Genomic DNA, 18,953 nt, shown 5'->3' with positions numbered 1-18,953 from the left:
AGGACAATCATGGATAAAAACGCGATCAAAAAATATGCGGTCTGGGCGCGGCGGGAGCTGATCTCCCGTGTGAGCCAGAGGGCGTTGCAATACGGCGTGTCCGAAAAAGAGATCATTGATGCCGACGTAGAGAGCGTTCACGGGAATCTGTTGTCCGACGCGGAGAAGCGACAGCGCAAGGCGCTGGTTGCCCGCGTCAAAAGGATGGGCTATGAGCAGACGATGGAGGAGGCGGCCTATACATGGTTCAACCGCTTCATCGCCCTGCGCTTTATGGAGGTCAACGGCTACCTCCCCACCCATATCCGCGTTTTTACGAATGAGGAAAACAGCTTCAAGCCCCAGATACTGGTCGAGGCGATCCACCTCGACCCGGAAACCATGCCCGGACTGGACATGGAGAAGGTCTATGCCTATAAAGACAAAAATCAAACCGACGAGCTGTTCAAGTATCTCATCGTCACTCAATGCAACGCACTGATCAGCATTTTGCCTGGTATGTTCACCCGCATTGACGACTACACCGAGATGCTGTTCCCGGATAACCTTCTGCGAGATGGCAGCGCCGTGGAGCAGATGGTGACCACCATCCCGGAGGACGACTGGAAAGACGCCGTGCAGATCATCGGCTGGCTCTATCAGTATTACAACACCGAGCCCAAGGACAAGGTCTTTGCTGACCTTAAAAAGAACATCAAGATCAGCAAGGAGAACATCCCCGCCGCCACCCAGCTTTTCACCCCGGACTGGATTGTGCGATACATGGTGGAGAACTCGCTGGGACGGCTATGGCTGGAGCGCGAACGCGCATCACAACTCAGCAATACTACTATCGGCGAATTGCAGGGTATGACCCTTAACGATTTAGAAAAATGCCGTTTGGGGCCGGTGTCCGAGGATGATATGGCAAAGGCTTTCGGATGGAAGTACTATCTGCCAGAGGCTGAACAGGAACCGGAAGTCGAAGTGCAGCTCAAGGAGATTCGAAAGAAATATAGGGATATGAAACCCGAGGACATTCGCTGCATGGACCCCTGTATGGGCAGCGGACATATTCTTGTATATATGTTCGATGTGCTGATGCAGATATATGAGAGCTACGGCAATAGCGCACGGGATGCAGTCAAGTCTATCGTGGAAAACAACCTCTACGGTCTCGATATCGACGACCGTGCGGCGCAGCTTGCCTATTTTGCTGTGATGATGAAAGCGCGGCAGTATGACCGGCGCTTCTTCACCCGCAGCATCCAGCCCCATGTCAGCGCCATTATGGAATCACAGCCCATCTCGGACATGAGCTTTCTTGACCTCTGCGGAGAGGAAAAGCCTATCGCACTTAAGGTGTATGAGTGCTTCAAGGACGCCAAGGAATACGGCAGTATCTTGCAGCCGGAGATCACACTGGAGGAGCTGGACGCACTGGAAAAGCGTCTTGATGAGATATTTGAGATGTCCAGCTATGGCGACCTGTTCGCCCAGCAGCGCTGCGATACGATTACGAATACCGTGTATCCGCTTGTGGAGCAGGCTCGGACGCTGGTGCAGAAGTATGATGTGGTGGTAACGAATCCGCCGTATATGGGATCTACCGGCGTGTCGGATAAACTGATGGTTTTTACTAAAAAAGTGTATCCAGACAGCAGATCCGATATGTGCACTATATTTATGGAACGTGCGATTGAAATGTGCACAGAACATGGCTTCTCATCAATGATTAATACTCCGGCTTGGATGACCATGTCGAGCTTTGAAAAGCTACGAGAAAAACTGATTGATGAACATACTTTTGTTAACATGGTTCACTTCGGGAGGGGGATATTTGGCGCAGATTTCGGTACGACGGCTTTTGTCATTAACAAGGGTTATTTCCGTGGTTATGTTGCTGTTTATCGAAAGCTCTTTTTCAGGTTTGGACTTGTGGATAGCATTGAAGAAAAAGAGGCACGCTTTAATGGCGGAATGGGTTATTACACAGCGGATAGCTCTATGTTTAAGCTTATTCCCGGACTCCCCCTTGCCTATTGGATAAGTAAAAAAACTCTTAAAGTTTTTTCGAGTTCTAATACTATTGGCTCTTTTGGAAAAGCGTTGCAAGGGACGATTACTGGTAACAATGAACATTTTCTTAGATATTGGTTTGAAATCAACAAGAAGCGTATGGCCTTAAATGGCGAGCGCGGATATAAATGGTATCCTCATAACAAAGGCGGGAACTATCGAAAATGGTACGGTAATAGAGAATATGTAATCAATTGGGAAAATAACGGACGGGATATTCGAACGTTTGTAGATTCAAAAGGGAAACTGCGTTCGAGACCGCAAAATATAGATTCATTTTTCATTCAAGGAATATCTTGGTCAGATTTGACGGCAGGTAAGTATTCTACACGGTTCTATCCTAACGGGAGTACTTTTGATGCAACAGGTCCTACTATTCCCTTTAAAGATGCTACTTATCTAAACTATTTGCTTGGGAACATGAATTCTGTTGTATTTCAGATGCTCTTAGATATCAGCTGTCCAGGCATTCACTATAATAATGGCGTAATAACAAAGCTCCCCGTAATTATTGACGACAATCGCAAGGCAGCCATAGATAAAACTGTTGCAGAATGTATTGATATTTCAAGAAGTGACTGGGACTCCTTTGAGACCTCATGGGATTTCAAACAACATCCGCTTGTGGAGTATAGACATAGCGTTTCCAAAGTTAATGCACCGGATAGCTGGTATCTGAAAGATGCATATGAGGCGTGGGAATATCAATGCAATCTTTGTTTTGATACACTCAAAGCCAACGAAGAAGAACTCAACCGCATCTTCATCGACATCTACGGCTTGCAAGACGAGCTGACTCCGGAAGTGGAGGATAAAGATGTGACCGTCCGCCTCGCCGACAAGAAGCGCGACATCCGCTCCCTCATTTCCTATGCCGTGGGCTGTATGTTCGGACGGTACTCGCTGTATAAAGAAGGGTTGTTTTATGCAGGCGGACCTTGGGATTTTGGCTCAAAAGTTGATTTGTTGAGCGATTATGCAAAAGCCTCTGGCGTTCATCCGTGGAATCCCAGCGCGCTGTACCTGCCTGATAGAGACAATGTCATCCCCATCTGCGACGACGAATACTTTGACGACGATATCGTCGCCAGGTTTGTGCGCTTCATCGAGGTGGTCTACGGCAAGGAAACGCTGGACGAGAACCTGCACTTCATCGCCGACGCCCTCGGCGGCAGCGGACAGCCAAAGGACGTCATTCGCAATTACTTCCTGAACGACTTCTACGCCGACCACCTGAAGATCTATCAGAAGCGCCCCATCTATTGGCTGTTCGACAGCGGCAAAAAGGGCGGCTTCAAGGCGCTCATCTATATGCACCGCTATCAGCCGGACACCATTGCCCGTATCCGCACGGACTATGTGTTCGAGCAGCAGGCCCGTTACCGCACGGCCATCGCCGATCTGGAGCAGCGCATGGCGAATGCCGCCACATCAGAGCGGGTGAAGCTAACAAAGCAGCTCCAGAAGCTCCAGGCGCAGGATGCCGAGATTCGCACCTACGAGGAAAAGATCCATCATCTGGCCGACCAGATGATCCCCATCGACCTCGACAACGGCGTAAAGCACAATTACGAGATCTTCAAGGATGTTCTGGCACCGATAAAGTGAGGTAGCATTATGGAAGATTTTGATATGTCAAAGCTCCAAGGGCTAAAACTTGACACATCGTTCAGATTAGCACAGTCCGCATTTGACGATATGGAACGCAGAAACGCTGAGATTGCGCGTTCCATTGAAGAATCACGAGAAGAACGTGAGGCAGAAGAACTGCGCCGACATAATGAATTGCTTGCTGCGCTTAAGGAAGCCGGTGAAAAAGGCGCAACAATTGTTGTGGGAGATAACGCCAAGGGCGTTCAGATCCTGAACAACTCAGCCGGAGCGACACAAACAATGACCGTTTCCGAACGCTTGGACTATGAACAAGTGGGATTCATACTGAATGAAATCAAAGAATATTTTGATTTTCCGCAGTTTGAGAAGACATTTGGAGATAATTCCGAAAATGTCAAAGCGGTAGTTGAAGCGACAATTGCGGCTGTAGAAAACAGAGAAGATGAAGGGTTCATAAAAAAATCCCTCCGTGTGCTTCGTGACCTTGCCGTGGGCGCGGCAGGAAGCTTAATAGCATCAGGGATTCTCGCATATTTAGGAACTCTTCCGATTGGATAAGGAGGCTGCGAAATGCCAAGTATGGATTTAGATACAATTATACAGGACTTAACCCGGCGCTTCGCGGCTCCGCTGCCGGAGTTCTATAGCCGCCGCATTATCTTCTGGCATGATGAGGATCGGGAGTTTGAGGATAAGCTGGATGAGATCGAGCTCAACAATGCCAAACTTCTGGTTCTCACCGGCAAGAACAATTTTGACACAAAAAAGCTGCTTGCCATGGATGACATAGTCAGCAACTATCTCGTGTATGATCCTATCAGTTATGACAGGCAGGACGATAACTGGCTCCTGAACATCGAGCTGTATGCAGAGGAGTTCCGCGCCGACCTCAACTCCATCTGGATGGATGAAATGGGACTGCCCGCGACCCAGGCGCTCCGCAAACAGGTCAAGATTTATCGCAAGTTCATGGGCGCAAAGGATCGCCGCGCAAAGGTGGCGGCACTGGCCGGAAACATTAACTCTGCCGGACAGCTCTCGCTTGCGGTCATGGCCATTCTCTGCGGGACAAAGGATTTAAGGCCCAACAGCATCATCCGCGCCGTTATTGCAGCAGGACTCAACAAGGATGAAAACACGGTCTATCAAAATTTCGTGACCTATGGCGCACAGAATCCCTTCTGGGTCATGGTGGCACAGGCCACCGGCTATAACGAGGGCGACGATGTAAGCCTGAGCAGACTTGCCAGCCATCTCCTGCTGACGGCGGCGACACGTACGATCAAAGCGGATTATCTGGCCGGGTTGGACAGTTATATCTCCATACCACACCAGAGCTATTGCTATGACTTTATTTCCGAATGGCTGCACAGTGAGGATAACAGCGATCTGTACCGCGTCTCCCGTCAAGTCGAGGATGAAACACGCCTGTATCAGCGCTTTTCCAAACTGTCCTCGGAAGACCTGATCGACACGGAATGCTTCCCATGTATCAACAAGTGCATCCTCTCTCAACTCATGACGGAAATCAGCGACCATATCATCAAGGTGGATGTGATCACCGCCGCTGTGGAAAAGCGCCGCACGATGGTCTGGTATGATAAGACAGCATGCTACTTTGACTGTATCCTTCAAGTGGCACGTATGCAGGGCTTCTTCCTCGATCATGCCGCAGGCTTCCATACTGTCGAGGCAAAAAAAGTCTGGGAGGAATATGGCAAGGACTATTACCGCATGGATACATGGTATCGGCTGTTCCACACCAGCTTCCTCGAATGCCTGTCCGTCGCCGATACCCGGCTGGACGACCTCATCAAACAGGTCGCGGACAAGGTGGAGGGGCTGTATAACACATGGTTCCTTGGAAATCTTGGCATGAACTGGACGAATGCCGCGGCAGAGAACCTTGAAAAATTCGGTTTTGTTTTGGAGGTTCCAAAACAGGAGGACTTCTACCGCTCTAAGGTAAATCCGGATGATAACCGTATATTTGTCATTATTTCGGATGCGCTTCGTTATGAGGTGGGCGCGGCGCTGACAACCGAGCTGCGTCGCGAGACGCAATGCAAGGCCGAGCTCACCAGCGTCTGCTCCATTTTCCCTTCCATCACCAAGTTCGGTATGGCGGCGCTGCTGCCGCATGATCAGCTCAGCATCACAGTAAAGGACAACGGTAATGTTGCTGTTCTCGCGGATGGGCAGCCCACCGACGCCGGTTATCGTGACAAACTGCTCAAGGGCGCGAATCCCAACAGCGTGGCACTGAAGTTCAAAGATATCATCGGAATGAAACGAGCCGAGCGTAGCGCCTTGGTCAAGGGCATGGAGGTCGTCTACATCTATCACGATAAGATAGACGAGGCTGCACATACCTCTGACACCAGCGTGTTCCCCGCCTGCGAGGATGCCATTTCAGATATTAAGAACCTCGTACGAATCATTGTCAACGACTTTGGTGGCACTCACATTTTCATAACTGCCGATCATGGTTTTCTCTATACATACAGCCCACTCCAAGAGGACAGCAAAGTGGACAAGACCAGCTTCAAGGGGCAAGATGCAGAGTACGGCAGACGCTATGCTATTTTGCAGCACGGTACTACCCCGGATTACCTGATGCCGGTGAAGTTCCTTGACTGCACGACAGAGTTTGATGGGTTTGCACCCCGTGAAAACATCCGTATCAAGATGAATGGCGGCGGGCTCAACTATGTGCATGGAGGAACAAGCCTACAGGAGTTGGTGGTCCCGGTTATTGATTATCACTTCCTGCGTAATGACTATAAGACATATCAAAAAAATAAAGCAAAGTATGATACCAAGCCGGTGACGGTGAGCCTGCTCTCTGCCAATCGGAAGATTGTAAATATGATTTTCTCTCTGAATTTCTACCAGAGAGAGGCCGTGGGTGACAACCGTGAGGCGGCGACCTATCTGATGTACTTTGTGGATGCCAGCGGAAAGCAGATTAGTGACACTTCAAAGATCATTGCGGATAAGGTCAGCGATAACGCCCAGGAGCGCGCATTCCGCTGCAGCTTCACGCTTAAACCGCTGAAATACTCCAATCAGGACAGCTACTATCTTACTATCGCGGACGAAAGCGGTTTGCAGATGCCGATCAAAGAGGAGTTCCAGATCGACATTGCCTTTGCCGTGGACGATTTTGATTTTGGTTTTTAAGGGATGGAGGCAGAACCATGGACGAGTTTAATTCTGTAAGCAGCACCCGTGAGGTAATCAAGGATAAACTCCGCCAGTGTTTTGATGGACGCATTGTCCGGAAAGACCTGACAAAGTCCATTAAGGAGGGTGCCAACGTCCCTGTTTATGTGCTTGAATTTCTGTTGGGACAGTATTGCAGTTCCGACGATCCCGATGTGATCGAATCCGGTGTTGCCAATGTGAAAAAGATTCTGTCCGATAACTATGTGCGCCCAGATGAGGCTCAGAAAATACTGTCTGTGCTTCGGCAGCGTGGTGCATACACTGTTATTGACAAAATCACAGTCAACCTGAACATCAAAACAGACAGCTATGAAGCGGAGTTCTCCAATCTTGGAATAAAGAATATTCCTATTTCCGAGGAATATCCCACAAAATATGACCGCCTGCTCTGCGGCGGTATATGGAGCATCGTCCAATTGGATTATGAGTTTATCGAGGAGGATAAAAAAGCATCTCCTATCCACATCCGCAAGTTGACGCCCATTCAGATGCCCCATGTTGATATTGAAGAACTGAAGCAGGGGCGCAAGGCATTCACAAAGGACGAGTGGCTGGACGTAATGATGCGCTCCATCGGAATGGAACCGGACAAGCTCAGTTACCGTGAAAAGTGGCTGTTGCTCGGTCGTATGCTACCATTGGTGGAAAACAATTTCAACCTCTGTGAACTCGGCCCGAGGAGTACGGGCAAGTCTCACATATACAAGGAGATATCTCCGAACAGCATTCTCATTTCTGGCGGACAGACCACGGTCGCCAACCTCTTTTATAATATGGGCCGGAAAACTGTCGGACTTGTCGGACTGTGGGACTGCGTCGCGTTTGACGAAGTCGCAGGGATCAACTTCAAAGACAAAGACGGAATCCAAATCATGAAGGATTACATGGCCTCCGGTTCATTCGCCCGCGGCAAGGAGGAAAAAGCCGCATCCGCATCCATGGTTTTTATCGGGAATATCAATCAGAGCGTGGATGTGCTGCTGAAAACATCGAGTCTATTCGATCCGTTTCCACCTGAAATGGGTAAAGACACGGCTTTCCTTGACCGCATGCATTGCTATATCCCTGGCTGGGAGATCCCCAAGTTCCGGCCGGAGCATTTTACCGACGATTACGGCTTTATAACCGATTATCTTGCAGAGTTTATCCGGGAGCTTCGTAAGGAACAGCACGGCGACGAATTGGACAAATACTTTCATCTTGGGAAGAACCTCAACCAGCGAGATACGATTGCCGTGCGCAAAATGGTCGGTGGTCTGGTTAAGCTGTTGTACCCGGACGGCGAGTACAGCAAGGATGACATGGAGGAAATCCTCCGCTATGCGTTGGAAATGCGCCGCCGCGTCAAGGAACAGCTCAAGAAATTGGGCGGCATGGAGTTCTATGATGTGAACTTCTCTTATATTGACAATGAGAGCTTTGAAGAGCGCTATGTATCCGTACCGGAACAGGGCGGCGGAAAGCTGATACCGGAGGGAATGTGCAACCCCGGTCAGGTCTATACCGTCAGCCAGGGCAAATCCGGCATGCTTGGTGTCTTCCGCTTGGAGAGCCAGATGCTCCCCGGCAATGGCAAGTTTGAACGTACCGGCCTCGGGTCTGACAGCAAATGCCGGGAAGCGGCAAATACGGCGTTCAGCTATCTCAAAGCAAACGGAAATCGTATCAGCGGTTCAATCAGCACCACGACAAGGGATTACATCATCAACTATCAAGACCTTCAGGGCATTGGCATGACTGACAGGCTTGCGCTGCCCACGCTGATTGCGTTTAGTTCCATCTCGCTTGGGAAACCGGTACTCAGCAGTCTCGCTGTGCTGGGAGAAATCAGTATTGCAGGGACAATGATCAAGGTGGATGAATTGGCAAATTCTTTGCAGGTTTGTCTCGACAGCGGAGCAAAAAGGGTGCTTCTGCCGATCACATCGGCCGGAGATCTGGGAGCAGTACCAGCAGAACTTGTCGGATGCTTTAGTCTCATTTTTTATAGCAGCGCAGAAGATGCGGTATACAAGGCACTTGGCGTGGAGTAAACAATCCTTCATCGATGCAGAAGGAGGTGGTTCTCATGGCAAAAAAGCACAGCAAAAAAAGGAGCACAAAATGCCCTGAACCACACTCATTAATCTTGTGGCCGCTGCGATCTTTGACTATATAGCAAATAAGCGTTGCCAGAAAAACAAATTGATCCGTATGCTGTAGCCGGAGTTGCAATGGGTACCTTTAATGAAAACAGTTCCTCATCTGTTGGCGCGTATATGCCGCTGAACAATCGATATGCTTGGCGCCTCAACTGTGAAGAAGGCAGCGATTACGGTGTTGATCCCCAAGACTACAAGACTCGTGATGCGTATCATGAGGCGCTCTATCGTATGAAATATAAATGGAGAGAGTATTGCGAAGACGACTCTGAATTCGGGCTTGACCCGCAGTGGTTCGAGCTTGAATCTGATTATGAAAAAGCGCTTGACTCATTAAAAATCATCAATACGAGGACGATGAGGCTGATTTTTCGACCATTACCGATGTAGAAATCAAAACAGCGCCGGAATAGAAAGCGAACGCCGCAGCAAGCGCGGAGTCTTACCCGGATGATGACCTTCACGTCTTTATTTTCTGTCGTGTTGTCGAGATAGACGATGAAAGGTATTATTGGACGGAGGACAGCACCATAAAGAAGGGTGACTCAGTAGTTGTTCCCAAAGCAGACGGCACTACATCCGCCGGAGTCGTAAAGACTGTTGAACGCCACATGAAGGTCATGGCGCCGCAGTCGATAGAGGATACTCCAAAAATTGTAAGCAATATAAGCAGATAGAGGTTGCGTTTGGCGGCGGAGAGCAAAGAATATCATTTTGAATAAGGAATGAGCACATGGTAAAAGCAGATTGGAAATCAGTAACAAAGGACGACGTGTTGAGAGCCGTGCGGTTTTTTCTTGAGGAGAATCCAGAGTATCCGGCTCCTCGCTCAACATTTCTTGTGATTGATGGAAAAAAACTGCCCGCGAAGCATATCCGCGGGATGGCTTATAAAGTTGCATCTGGTATTGAACTGTCCAAGGAAAATTACGCCGGTGGGATGGAAACCGTCAGATTCTTTGAGCGATTGGGATTCGAAGTGTTTTACACCGGAAGCGTTGAGCATACAAAAGCGAAAAAACCGGTTCCGCCTGAGAACGGCGACTTAGGCATTGCCCATAAAGAGGTTGCAACGCAGAGAGCATCTAAAGCGACAGCTTGCGCGAAAACGGTCATACCTTTCAAGGGAGTCGTTGAGCAAAAGAACGCCCTTCAACTAATGCTCAATCGCCTATATGCCGGCGATATTGTATGCGAAAAGACGTTCTACTGGCTAAAAACGCCCGAGATAATTGAGGGGATATACTCAACGCTATACAAGGCACTATCGGCCTATAGAGGGGATACAACCTTTGCGAAGAAGAATGTCGTTCTTCGCTGCGACTTTGTCTGTGAGAGCCAAAAGCTTATCATTGAGTACGATGAGCGCCAACACTTTTCAGAAGCGAGGAAAATAGCGTTGGAGGCATATAAAAACGTCTCACTCTGCTATGACCGCGCTTTGTGGATCAAAGCCTGTTCTGACATTCAGGCAAAAGACGGCAATCCCGCAAACAGGGACGAGGTGCGCGCCTATTACGACAGTACGCGGGATATTGAAGCGGCAAAGCACGGCTACCGGCTTGTACGTATCATGCACGGTCAGATTGACTTTGAACGTCCCGATGCGCTTTCAAGGCTTGAGTCGCTGCTCCATCTGCCAGTTGCTGTTTCTGCTGCTGAAAGTGCGAAATCAGATGAGAGCGTTAATCTGAAAATTGCGATGTATCTTCAAACAGAACGGTTTCAGAACAAATCGTCCTTTGCAGAGGCAATGTCAGTTATCAAGCGAAGCAAGCCTGATGTGCTGGTCTTCCCCGAATTTGGGTGGGTTCCTTTTCATGCTCAACTTGAACGGGCAGACATAGCCGACAAAGCGGAAATAAACAAGGTCTATGATGCCTGCGTGGACTTCAGCCGCAAAATGGGTCTTGCAGTTGTCGTTTGCAGCATGGATAGGTTCGGTACGATTTATAGCGTGTTTGCAAACGCGGCTGCCTCAGAAGAAGAAACGCTGTGCGCCATCTATATGAAACACACTATGACATCCTGCTCTCCCTTCGAGTTTGAAGGCTATCAGACTGTCGCAAAAATGCTGTTCACGCCCATTCGATTTCGCGGATATTCCATTGGACTCACAATATGCTATGACTGCAACCACGCCCTTTTTAGCAGGATGTATGGCGTGCAGGGCGTTGACATGCTGATCAACTGCACTGGCGGTAATGTCGTCTACGATAAGTGGTACAAGTATAATCAATGCCGCGCTATTGAAAACCACTGCTACTGCCTTGTCACGATGGGTGGTGAGGGCGGCAAAGATAAGCCAAATTCCTATGTGTACGGGTTCAATCGAGATGGAAAAGAACTACATCCGAGGCTTCTAAATGGCGCCTCGGCGCAGACAAATGTACCAGGTGGACTATATCTCTATGATTTGGTGAGAGACGATCACAAAGCCGGCAGCGATACAAGCATCCATCAAATCAAGACTGAAAATAAAAAGCAGGATTTCTATATTCCAGTGGGCAATGTGGATTCCATTCTCTGCAAGGCAGCAGAAATAGATACGAATCTCTATGTCTACCCATACGAGGGCAAAAGCATCGTGTTCTGCGTTATTGACGGGGACAATATTATCCGAGCGGAAGCTTTTCTGCCCATGCTGTATTCTCCAAAACTGCGTAGTTACGCTGAGAAAAGATACATTCTGGTGTGCAGGTTTAATAACCTGACACCGGAAGTGTTTGAAAACAAGCTCTCCCTTATTTTGAAGGTTCGTGCTATGGAGAATTTCTGTGCTGTCCTTCTTGAATCCGATAACGAGAACAACTGCTATCAAACCGGATTGAATAAGACAGCTCAGATACTAAAACCAATTGACGGGATGTTTGGATTAGACCTCACGCGCATGTCAGGCCCGGAAGCAATCTGGAAAAACAAAGGGACGGACTTCAAGGCGTCATGGCGGACAAACTTCACATGGCTTGTCGGAGAGTGTGAGAGGTTGTCCCAGTGTCGCAAGAGTAAAGCGTAGGGTACATTTCTCCGAATTAACCAAAAGAAAATGTCGAGAGGAGTCCTCAACATGGCGTCACAGCCGATTTATCAGTTTTATGCAGAGCTTGATGACTATTCCCCAAAGATTTGGCGGCGCTTTCAGGTGATGAACAATATTTCGATGGCGCGCCTTGGCTATATCGTTATGACGATGTTTGAGATGCAGGCAAGCCATCTGTTTTGCTTTGAGGTGCCGTTGGGTCAGAACTATTACCGTCATATGAAAGACCGGCTTTCAGAGTCCGAGCTGAATGATTTCATTTCCTTCAGGAACAAGAATGAAGTGAAGCGTTTTGAAGTCCAGAATGAAATGACGGCAGCGTTTGAGAATGAAGATGCGCTGAACGCCGCGACCGAGAAGTTGCCGCACATTATTGCATGGGTCGACGATGAGCTGACGCTCCAGTACGATTACGGCGACGGCTGGGTAGTTAAGCTCGTTCTTGAACAGATCATTGAGGACAAGGAGCTACCCGGAAAGGAATTGCCTCGCGTTCTTGACGGCGAGGGTTATGGGATCATTGAAGATTGCGGCGGAACTGGAGGGTTAGAGGAGCTTACCCGCGCTTTCAAAAAGAGGGCCGGGAAGAAATACGAGCATTACCGGCAGTGGCTTGGGGTCGACGACATGGATTTGGATACATTCAACCTTGATGATATGAACTTCCGCCTGAAGAAAGTTCCGCGCATCTATGCGGATGCATTTGAACATGGGCTTGAACCGACAAAACAGTCGATGGATTTGCTAACAAGGCAATACCTGAACAAGTGATGGCAATCAGGCCAGTGCCCGCAAGCGAAAGCGCAGGAAAGGAGCAGCATATATGTCCACGCAAGAGAATCCCATGGTTCCCCGGTTCACTGGAACACCGTCAAAAATGCTGCTCCGCTGTGAGGAATGCTTTTTTAGCCGCCCGGCAGATACGGGCGAGGAAGCAAGGCAGAGCGTTTCCATCCACGCCGACGGCAGGGTATTTGTTTCCCGTTTCTTTTTCGATGATGCCGATATGCTGAGACAGTCACAAAAAAGAAGCGTCGCCAAAATAGACGCGAAAACCGCCCAGTGGCTCCTCGAAAGAACGGTTCAATACTACCGCGACAGGCAGGAAGAAACCATCGTGTGTGATGCCGGATCGTGGGAGCTTACCATCACCAACACGGATGGCGAAAGCTTCTGCTATAGCGGCGCTCTGATTGAAGACGCCACCGAGGACGAGTCACTTTCCAACCTGATACGGGACAACTTGGATAATCAGGAGCTGTGGCTCTTTGACGGCAACCCGGACAGGCTGGACAGCATCGTCGTAAGGTATCACCGAATCACAAAAATCAAGCCCGGCGTCATCCCACCCGATGTTACATGGGAATATGCGACTTGGGATTATACCGAGCAGCTCAGCATCGACCGCAAGACGGAAACGCTGGAGCATATCATGTGCGTTGGTTCCGGCTGCGTCATTACCAACCAATACTATGTGGAGGAAGGTGTCTCTGGATTTCTGGACGCTATTAGCGTTTCCGCCCTTTCGTGCATAAAGGGTAATCCTCCCGATGTGATTGTAAATCCGATGGAGACACGGGACTACGAAATTGAAATCCATACAAAGCTCGGGAATTACAGAGTAGTTACCGGCACATTTGACAGGGACGGCCTTCCCGGTGATTGGGCAGATTTTATCAATGACATCTACGAGTTCATTTCCTTTTATGGAGTTGGCGAACTGTTCGACACACGGCTATACAATAAGCCGCGACGCAGACAGTCGGATTTAATATTCTGTAATGTGCAGTTTGAGGAATACGGGAAAACCTATTGCTATCTGACCGACAATGACGAGCTCTGCGAGGGAGATCGTGTGGTCGTCCCCGCAGGAACAGATAATCATGAAGCGATTGCCAGAATCGAGAGCATTGAGTATCACAGCGCGGAAAATGCGCCATATCCGCTGGAGAAAGTCAAGAAAATCATCAGAGAATATGTCGCCGATGATGACGATGCAGATGACGAGGAAAGCTCGTGTGAGATCCCAGAGGATGCTGTCGTGATGACTTGTGAGCCGCTTCCCGGTATATCCATCGAAGAATATCGGGATATGCTTGGAGATGACTATACCGAATCTGCTTTGGCTGCGGCACTTGCAGGCGCGTGGAATAAGGCTGGCTGGATCATGCACGAGTGTGAAGATGATGACAGCTCTCCCGAAATGAAAGCCCGCTTTGAAGCATGGTGGGCATTGCAGGAGGAGCTTGTAAAAAAGGTCGCGGAGCTGCTGCAATGCGAGTTCAAACCGCCATACATAGAGCTGGTTACTCCGTTTATGGAGCGCAACGGCTACCGTGACGGACATGGCTGGTGGATGAAGAAAACGGAACAATAGTCAGAAGCGCCATTTCATTATCCACCAATCCTTAGTTCGCACAATTTACAATGCTTTTATATGGAGGTGAGTACTCATGGATAATCCAATTATCATTGAGCCAAAGGATTATGAGGTTATGGGCGAGGAATATTCCTGTGATATCGGAACTTACTTTGTTGATATTCCGGATATCGCTAAACCGTTAATGAAGATGGCAAAGGCGGGTTTTTCAAAAATTGAGCAAATGCTCTATTCGGCTCCTGCCTTTATCAGTGCGGTAAAAGCAAGCGTGCCGGATGTGGCGCTTCAGGCCATTCTGACGGGCGAGCAGAAATCGCAGCTCGCCAGCGGAGCACTGAAGCTCATGACCAAGAAAAACGGCACCTTGACGGCAAATATTATCCATCCCAAAACGAAGAAGGTTGTATCAACTATTTCGCTGGAGAAAGTCAATTTATCGCCGGAACTCGCACAGGCCATGACAAGTTACGCAGCCCAGATGCAAATGGCGCAAATCGCAGAGCAGATTCAGCTTGTGCAGGCGGCTGTTGAGGAAGTGCGGCAGGGGCAGGAATACGACCGCCTTGCTACGGCATACAGCTGTCAGCAGAAACTATTACAGGCGATGCAGATCCACAACCCCCAGATTCGCTCACAGGCACTACTCATGCTTGTCTTTGATGCGGAAGACAGCAGAAATCTGCTGATGCAAAGCCAAAACGCCAATGTCGCTTTTATCAAAGAGCAGCCGGAAACCTTCTGGGGGAAGCTGGTATCCGGCTCCAAGCCTGAAAAAATCAGCGCTCGAATGGACGAAATCCGAGAGAGCCTCTGCGCCGTGAACATGGTTTCTCTTTCTGCTGCCATGGCTTTTCAGGAACTGGGAGAAACGGATGCCGCAAGGCAAAGTCTCCAATACTATGCCGGCTTCATCCGCAACGTATATCTTGACAAGCCCGGATTTGTAGAGAGGCTTGACCTGCTTGACGAGTCGCCGGAGAACTACTGGTCAAAAGCGATCCCTGAAATCGAAGAAAAAATAATGGCGCTACCCTGTGTGGCAGATGCAGCCTTGATAGGAGAGGAACATGAAAACGTGTAAAAAGTGCGGCAAGCCGCTGCCGGATAGTTATAGAAGCAAATTGTGTGAAAGCTGTATTGGCAAAAGAGCTCAAGTCCTAAAGAACTCGGGGAAGGCTGTGCTTAGCGTTGCCGTGATGGTGGGCGGCACCGTGGTGGCCATAGCTACAAAAGGCAAAATCAATCCGACCAAGAAGTAAATCAGGCTTCATTTACATCGGGCGCAAAAAGTAATTGTCCGAAAAAGAGTGATTTTGCATTTCATTGCGAACTCTATGTGGAATGTAGACTTGTAATGAAGGAAGGAGCATCCATGAAGGAGTTATACAGACGACTATACAATGATTTTTACACATTCCCGGAGTTTGACAGCTGCGCTCACTTTGTATCCATGTGCGGTGAATTATATAGCAAAGGAACACGGCGCTTCATGCTGATTGGTCGCTCGACAAACGGTTGGGGTACACTGAATACGGCATCAGAAACCGCGTTTGGAGGAGCGGCGCAGGCGGAGTTTGACGACCGTAAGCGCTGGAATTGGGTCGAGTCGATAGGCGGAACACTGTACAGCACCCACGATCAGGACAAATCAGACTTGACAAAACGATATTGCATCGACAAAAAGCCGTACTGGGACTATGCAAAAGCAATTTGGTCGCAGTTACCGGGGAACGTACAGAGTAATGATATTTGGATGGAAAGCATAGCATGGTCAAATCTTTACAAGGTATCCCCTAAAAATAGTGGGAATCCGAGTCCAAAGATTCAACAAATTCAGCTTGCCACCTGCAAAGAGATTTTGAAGCACGAGTTGGAAATATACAGGCCTTCACACATTCTCATGATTACCGGCTTCGACTGGTTTTTTCCATTTGCTGACCTGTTTGAGAATGTGAAGGACTCAGGCAATCGCAATGTTCTCCGTGGAGCAAACAAAAATGCGGTTTATGTAGAAGGAACTGCCACATATGGGGATGCAAAAGTAGTTATAAACTGCCGCCCCGAATGGAGGGACAAAGCGGCGTTTGTTTCGGCTGCGCTTTTGGCGTTTGAAGTGGTTGTATGAAGACAGAGTGGCAGGAGCGGTTTAGGACTATGAGGATGCGATGAGCGATTACATCGATGTCTGGTTCCCCTATGAGGAGCCAAAGGTATTCGCCCGTGAACTGACAATGCGCGACTGGGAGCCGGGCGGTGTCGTTTATGAGGGACTGCATGGATCAGATGAGTGAGATCCATCAGAAGTTTTACCCGGCCTTACTACTGCTTATTTTTGACATATGTAAATCACTTGTGACTGGAGACCAAAGACAATGACAATTGCGCTGATATCCTGCAGCAAGGAAAAGAAGCCGTACCCATGCGCGGCGCGTGAGCTTTACTCCGCAAGCGCGCTCTTTTCCCTATCGTATCAATATGCCAGGGCGAACGCTGATAAGGTTTTCATTCTTTCCGCAAAATATGGCCTCGTGTCGGAGAACAAGGTGATGGCGCCATACGATCAAACGCTGAATGATATGCCCCGCAAACAGCAGCTCGAATGGGCGCACGCGGTTCTTACGATGCTTGCACATAAGTGTAGCATAGAAGATGACGACTTTATCCTTCTCGCTGGCAGTCATTATTGCCGGGATATCCAGAACCATCTGCCGCATTGCAGTCTACCGTTGGCAGGAATGCGTATGGGTGAGCGGATGGCCTTTTTGAAATCGCAGCTACATACCAAGGAATCCGCCCGGCAACCGGATTCCCAATGGGTGCAGACGAATTGGGTCACCAGCAGCGGTGAGGTTTCTCTATGCGTGCGTCTCCATGCGCTGTTTCAAAAGTTGCCGCGATATACATGGGAACAAATCCAGTCGCTCCCGTTTGACAATGGTATCTATATTGTCTACGAAGCGGGCGAACTCTACCACGGCATGGACAGAATCGTTCGCGTCGGTACGCATACTTCCCCAAACAGGCTCATACGGCGGCTGACAGACCACTTTGTGCGGGAAAACCACAACGGCAGCATTTTTCGCAAAAACATTGGAAAGGCCGTGCTGAACGCGCATCACGATCCATATTTGCCCGTATGGACTTTGGACACTTCGAAACCGGAAAACTACAAATATATTGATCCCATAAAGAACGCCGACACGGAGCAGCGCGTCAGCGATTATATGCGCGGCCATCTGACCTTTACGGCGTTCCCCGTTCCGGATAAAGGTCAGCGTCTGCGGTTAGAAGAAGCGATCATTTCAACCCTGAACCATACGAGCGATTTCAGGCCCGGAGAAAAATGGCCGGGGAAATACAGCCCCGAAACAGAGATCTGCACCAGCGGCCTATGGCTGAAGCAGGGACTGGATGCGGAAGGCCTGACGGAATCGGAATTCGCATTGCTTCAAAGACTCTGCGGGCTAACCGTGACAGCAGAGCCCGAACGATCACACACTCCTGTTCAGAAAGCTCAATCGTCGCTCGGAAAATATGAACCTCTCTACCGCTACCTCTGCACACAATCAAGCGACACCGTCACGCTTTCATTCTCGGAGCTGGAGAAAATCCTTGGGTTTGCGCTTCCAAAAAGCGCTGGAACCTATACTATGTGGTGGAACCCCGGCGGTTCACATACGCAGTGTCAATCCTGGGTACAAGCGGGATATAAAGCAGTAAATGTCCAACAGGGAATCCTAAACAAGCAAATGACCTTCATGAAGATTTGAGGAGATGCAACATGATAGACTGGAACGGAAACGGAAAAATCGACCCAGTCGATATTGGTATTTCGATTGCTGCCACGCAGAGCGAAACTGATGATAACGAGTGCGGCAACGCAGATGCTGCGATGAACCCCCCCAATCCCAAAACGAACTCATCTTCACAACTTAAGACGCTATTGAAATCCTTATTATTTCGCAGTAATCAGAAACACGGTTAGTCATTTAATGCCTTTCTCCCCATGATAGCAGATGACAGATACTGCAACCTAATTCAAGCGGCCAACCGATACTGCATCGGCTGGCCGTTCGGTTATTCTGTATCTCCTTCAAGTTTGTGTTTAAAGTCAAGGATTTTTTGGAGCATATTCCTGTAGTCATGCCGCATCACATATAAGACCGCAGACGCGACGCTCTCCTTGCTTTCACCTGTTGCTGCCGACCATGTTTCCACAAACCATGTCATTAGCTCAACCCGCTCGGAATCATCAAGATTATCGACTTCATCATTGCTTTCAAAAAGGGATGGGTTCTCTTCCCTGTACTGCTCCAAAAGAGCGGTAAGATCTGGCCTGTTGCGCAGAATTGACTCAAAGATCTCGTTCTTGTCGGCAATCTCTTCAAAATAAAGGATGAAAATGTGTATCCGGAGTCTCCCATCATCATTCGTCTGAAAAGTAATAGAATGGGACTTGTCGGCGAATTCTTTCAGAAGGCTCAGATCGTCA

15 protein-coding genes are annotated in these 18,953 nt (G+C 49.0%); 14 read left to right on the top strand and 1 reads right to left on the bottom strand.

The window, feature by feature from the left end:
- The first annotated feature begins 9 nt into the window (after positions 1–9).
- From pglX to ON16_RS05975, 14 genes are all read left to right on the top strand, one after another.
- A complete protein-coding gene (pglX, locus tag ON16_RS06040) occupies positions 10–3,666 on the top strand; it encodes a BREX-1 system adenine-specific DNA-methyltransferase PglX (protein ID WP_040660340.1) in 3,657 nt (1,218 codons plus the stop codon).
- 9 nt (positions 3,667–3,675) lie between these two features.
- Entirely contained in the window at positions 3,676–4,230 is a 555-nt protein-coding gene (locus ON16_RS06035) for a hypothetical protein (protein WP_040660338.1), read from the top strand.
- Positions 4,231–4,242: 12 nt separating this feature from the next.
- Entirely contained in the window at positions 4,243–6,855 is a 2,613-nt protein-coding gene (gene pglZ / locus ON16_RS06030) for a BREX-1 system phosphatase PglZ type A (protein ID WP_369384297.1), read from the top strand.
- Between the two features lie 17 nt (positions 6,856–6,872).
- Positions 6,873–8,933, top strand: coding sequence for a protease Lon-related BREX system protein BrxL (gene brxL, locus ON16_RS06025; RefSeq protein ID WP_040660336.1), 2,061 nt, complete (start codon positions 6,873–6,875; stop codon positions 8,931–8,933).
- Between the two features lie 135 nt (positions 8,934–9,068).
- On the top strand, positions 9,069–9,431 hold the full coding sequence (locus ON16_RS06020; protein ID WP_144032060.1) for a hypothetical protein: 363 nt from the start codon (positions 9,069–9,071) through the stop codon (positions 9,429–9,431).
- A 343-nt stretch (positions 9,432–9,774) separates the two neighbouring features.
- Positions 9,775–12,057 carry a nitrilase-related carbon-nitrogen hydrolase gene (locus ON16_RS06015; protein WP_051131575.1) on the top strand — a complete coding sequence of 761 codons (2,283 nt, stop codon included), beginning with the start codon at positions 9,775–9,777 and terminating at the stop codon, positions 12,055–12,057.
- Between the two features lie 51 nt (positions 12,058–12,108).
- A complete protein-coding gene (locus ON16_RS06010) occupies positions 12,109–12,852 on the top strand; it encodes a plasmid pRiA4b ORF-3 family protein (protein ID WP_040660332.1) in 744 nt (247 codons plus the stop codon).
- Between the two features lie 52 nt (positions 12,853–12,904).
- Complete coding sequence (locus ON16_RS06005) at positions 12,905–14,458, top strand: hypothetical protein (RefSeq protein ID WP_051131574.1); 1,554 nt, start codon at positions 12,905–12,907, stop codon at positions 14,456–14,458.
- Positions 14,459–14,534: 76 nt separating this feature from the next.
- Positions 14,535–15,542, top strand: coding sequence for a hypothetical protein (locus ON16_RS06000; RefSeq protein ID WP_051131573.1), 1,008 nt, complete (start codon positions 14,535–14,537; stop codon positions 15,540–15,542).
- Positions 15,529–15,720, top strand: a complete 192-nt coding sequence (locus ON16_RS05995; protein ID WP_040660330.1) for a hypothetical protein — start codon at positions 15,529–15,531, stop codon at positions 15,718–15,720. Before ON16_RS06000 ends, ON16_RS05995 begins: the two co-directional genes overlap by 14 nt.
- 113 nt (positions 15,721–15,833) lie before the next feature.
- Entirely contained in the window at positions 15,834–16,586 is a 753-nt protein-coding gene (locus tag ON16_RS05990) for a hypothetical protein (protein ID WP_040660328.1), read from the top strand.
- Between the two features lie 40 nt (positions 16,587–16,626).
- Positions 16,627–16,752: a hypothetical protein gene (locus tag ON16_RS16240; RefSeq protein WP_274531947.1), complete on the top strand. Its 126-nt coding sequence runs from the start codon at positions 16,627–16,629 to the stop codon at positions 16,750–16,752.
- A gap of 81 nt (positions 16,753–16,833) precedes the next feature.
- Positions 16,834–18,231, top strand: a complete 1,398-nt coding sequence (locus tag ON16_RS14950) for a DUF6884 domain-containing protein (RefSeq protein ID WP_051131572.1) — start codon at positions 16,834–16,836, stop codon at positions 18,229–18,231.
- Positions 18,232–18,242: 11 nt separating this feature from the next.
- On the top strand, positions 18,243–18,446 hold the full coding sequence (locus ON16_RS05975; protein ID WP_040660327.1) for a hypothetical protein: 204 nt from the start codon (positions 18,243–18,245) through the stop codon (positions 18,444–18,446).
- Positions 18,447–18,538: 92 nt separating this feature from the next.
- Here ON16_RS05975 and ON16_RS15755 read toward each other — a convergent pair.
- Positions 18,539–18,953, bottom strand: a 415-nt coding sequence (locus tag ON16_RS15755; RefSeq protein ID WP_040660325.1) for a hypothetical protein, incomplete at its 5' end; no start/stop codon positions are given.

This window comes from Oscillibacter ruminantium GH1 (genome assembly GCF_000307265.1).
GTDB lineage: Bacteria > Bacillota > Clostridia > Oscillospirales > Oscillospiraceae > Oscillibacter > Oscillibacter ruminantium.
The sequence above is the reverse complement of the archived record's forward strand: the minus strand, read 5'-3'. Positions and strand labels throughout refer to the sequence as shown.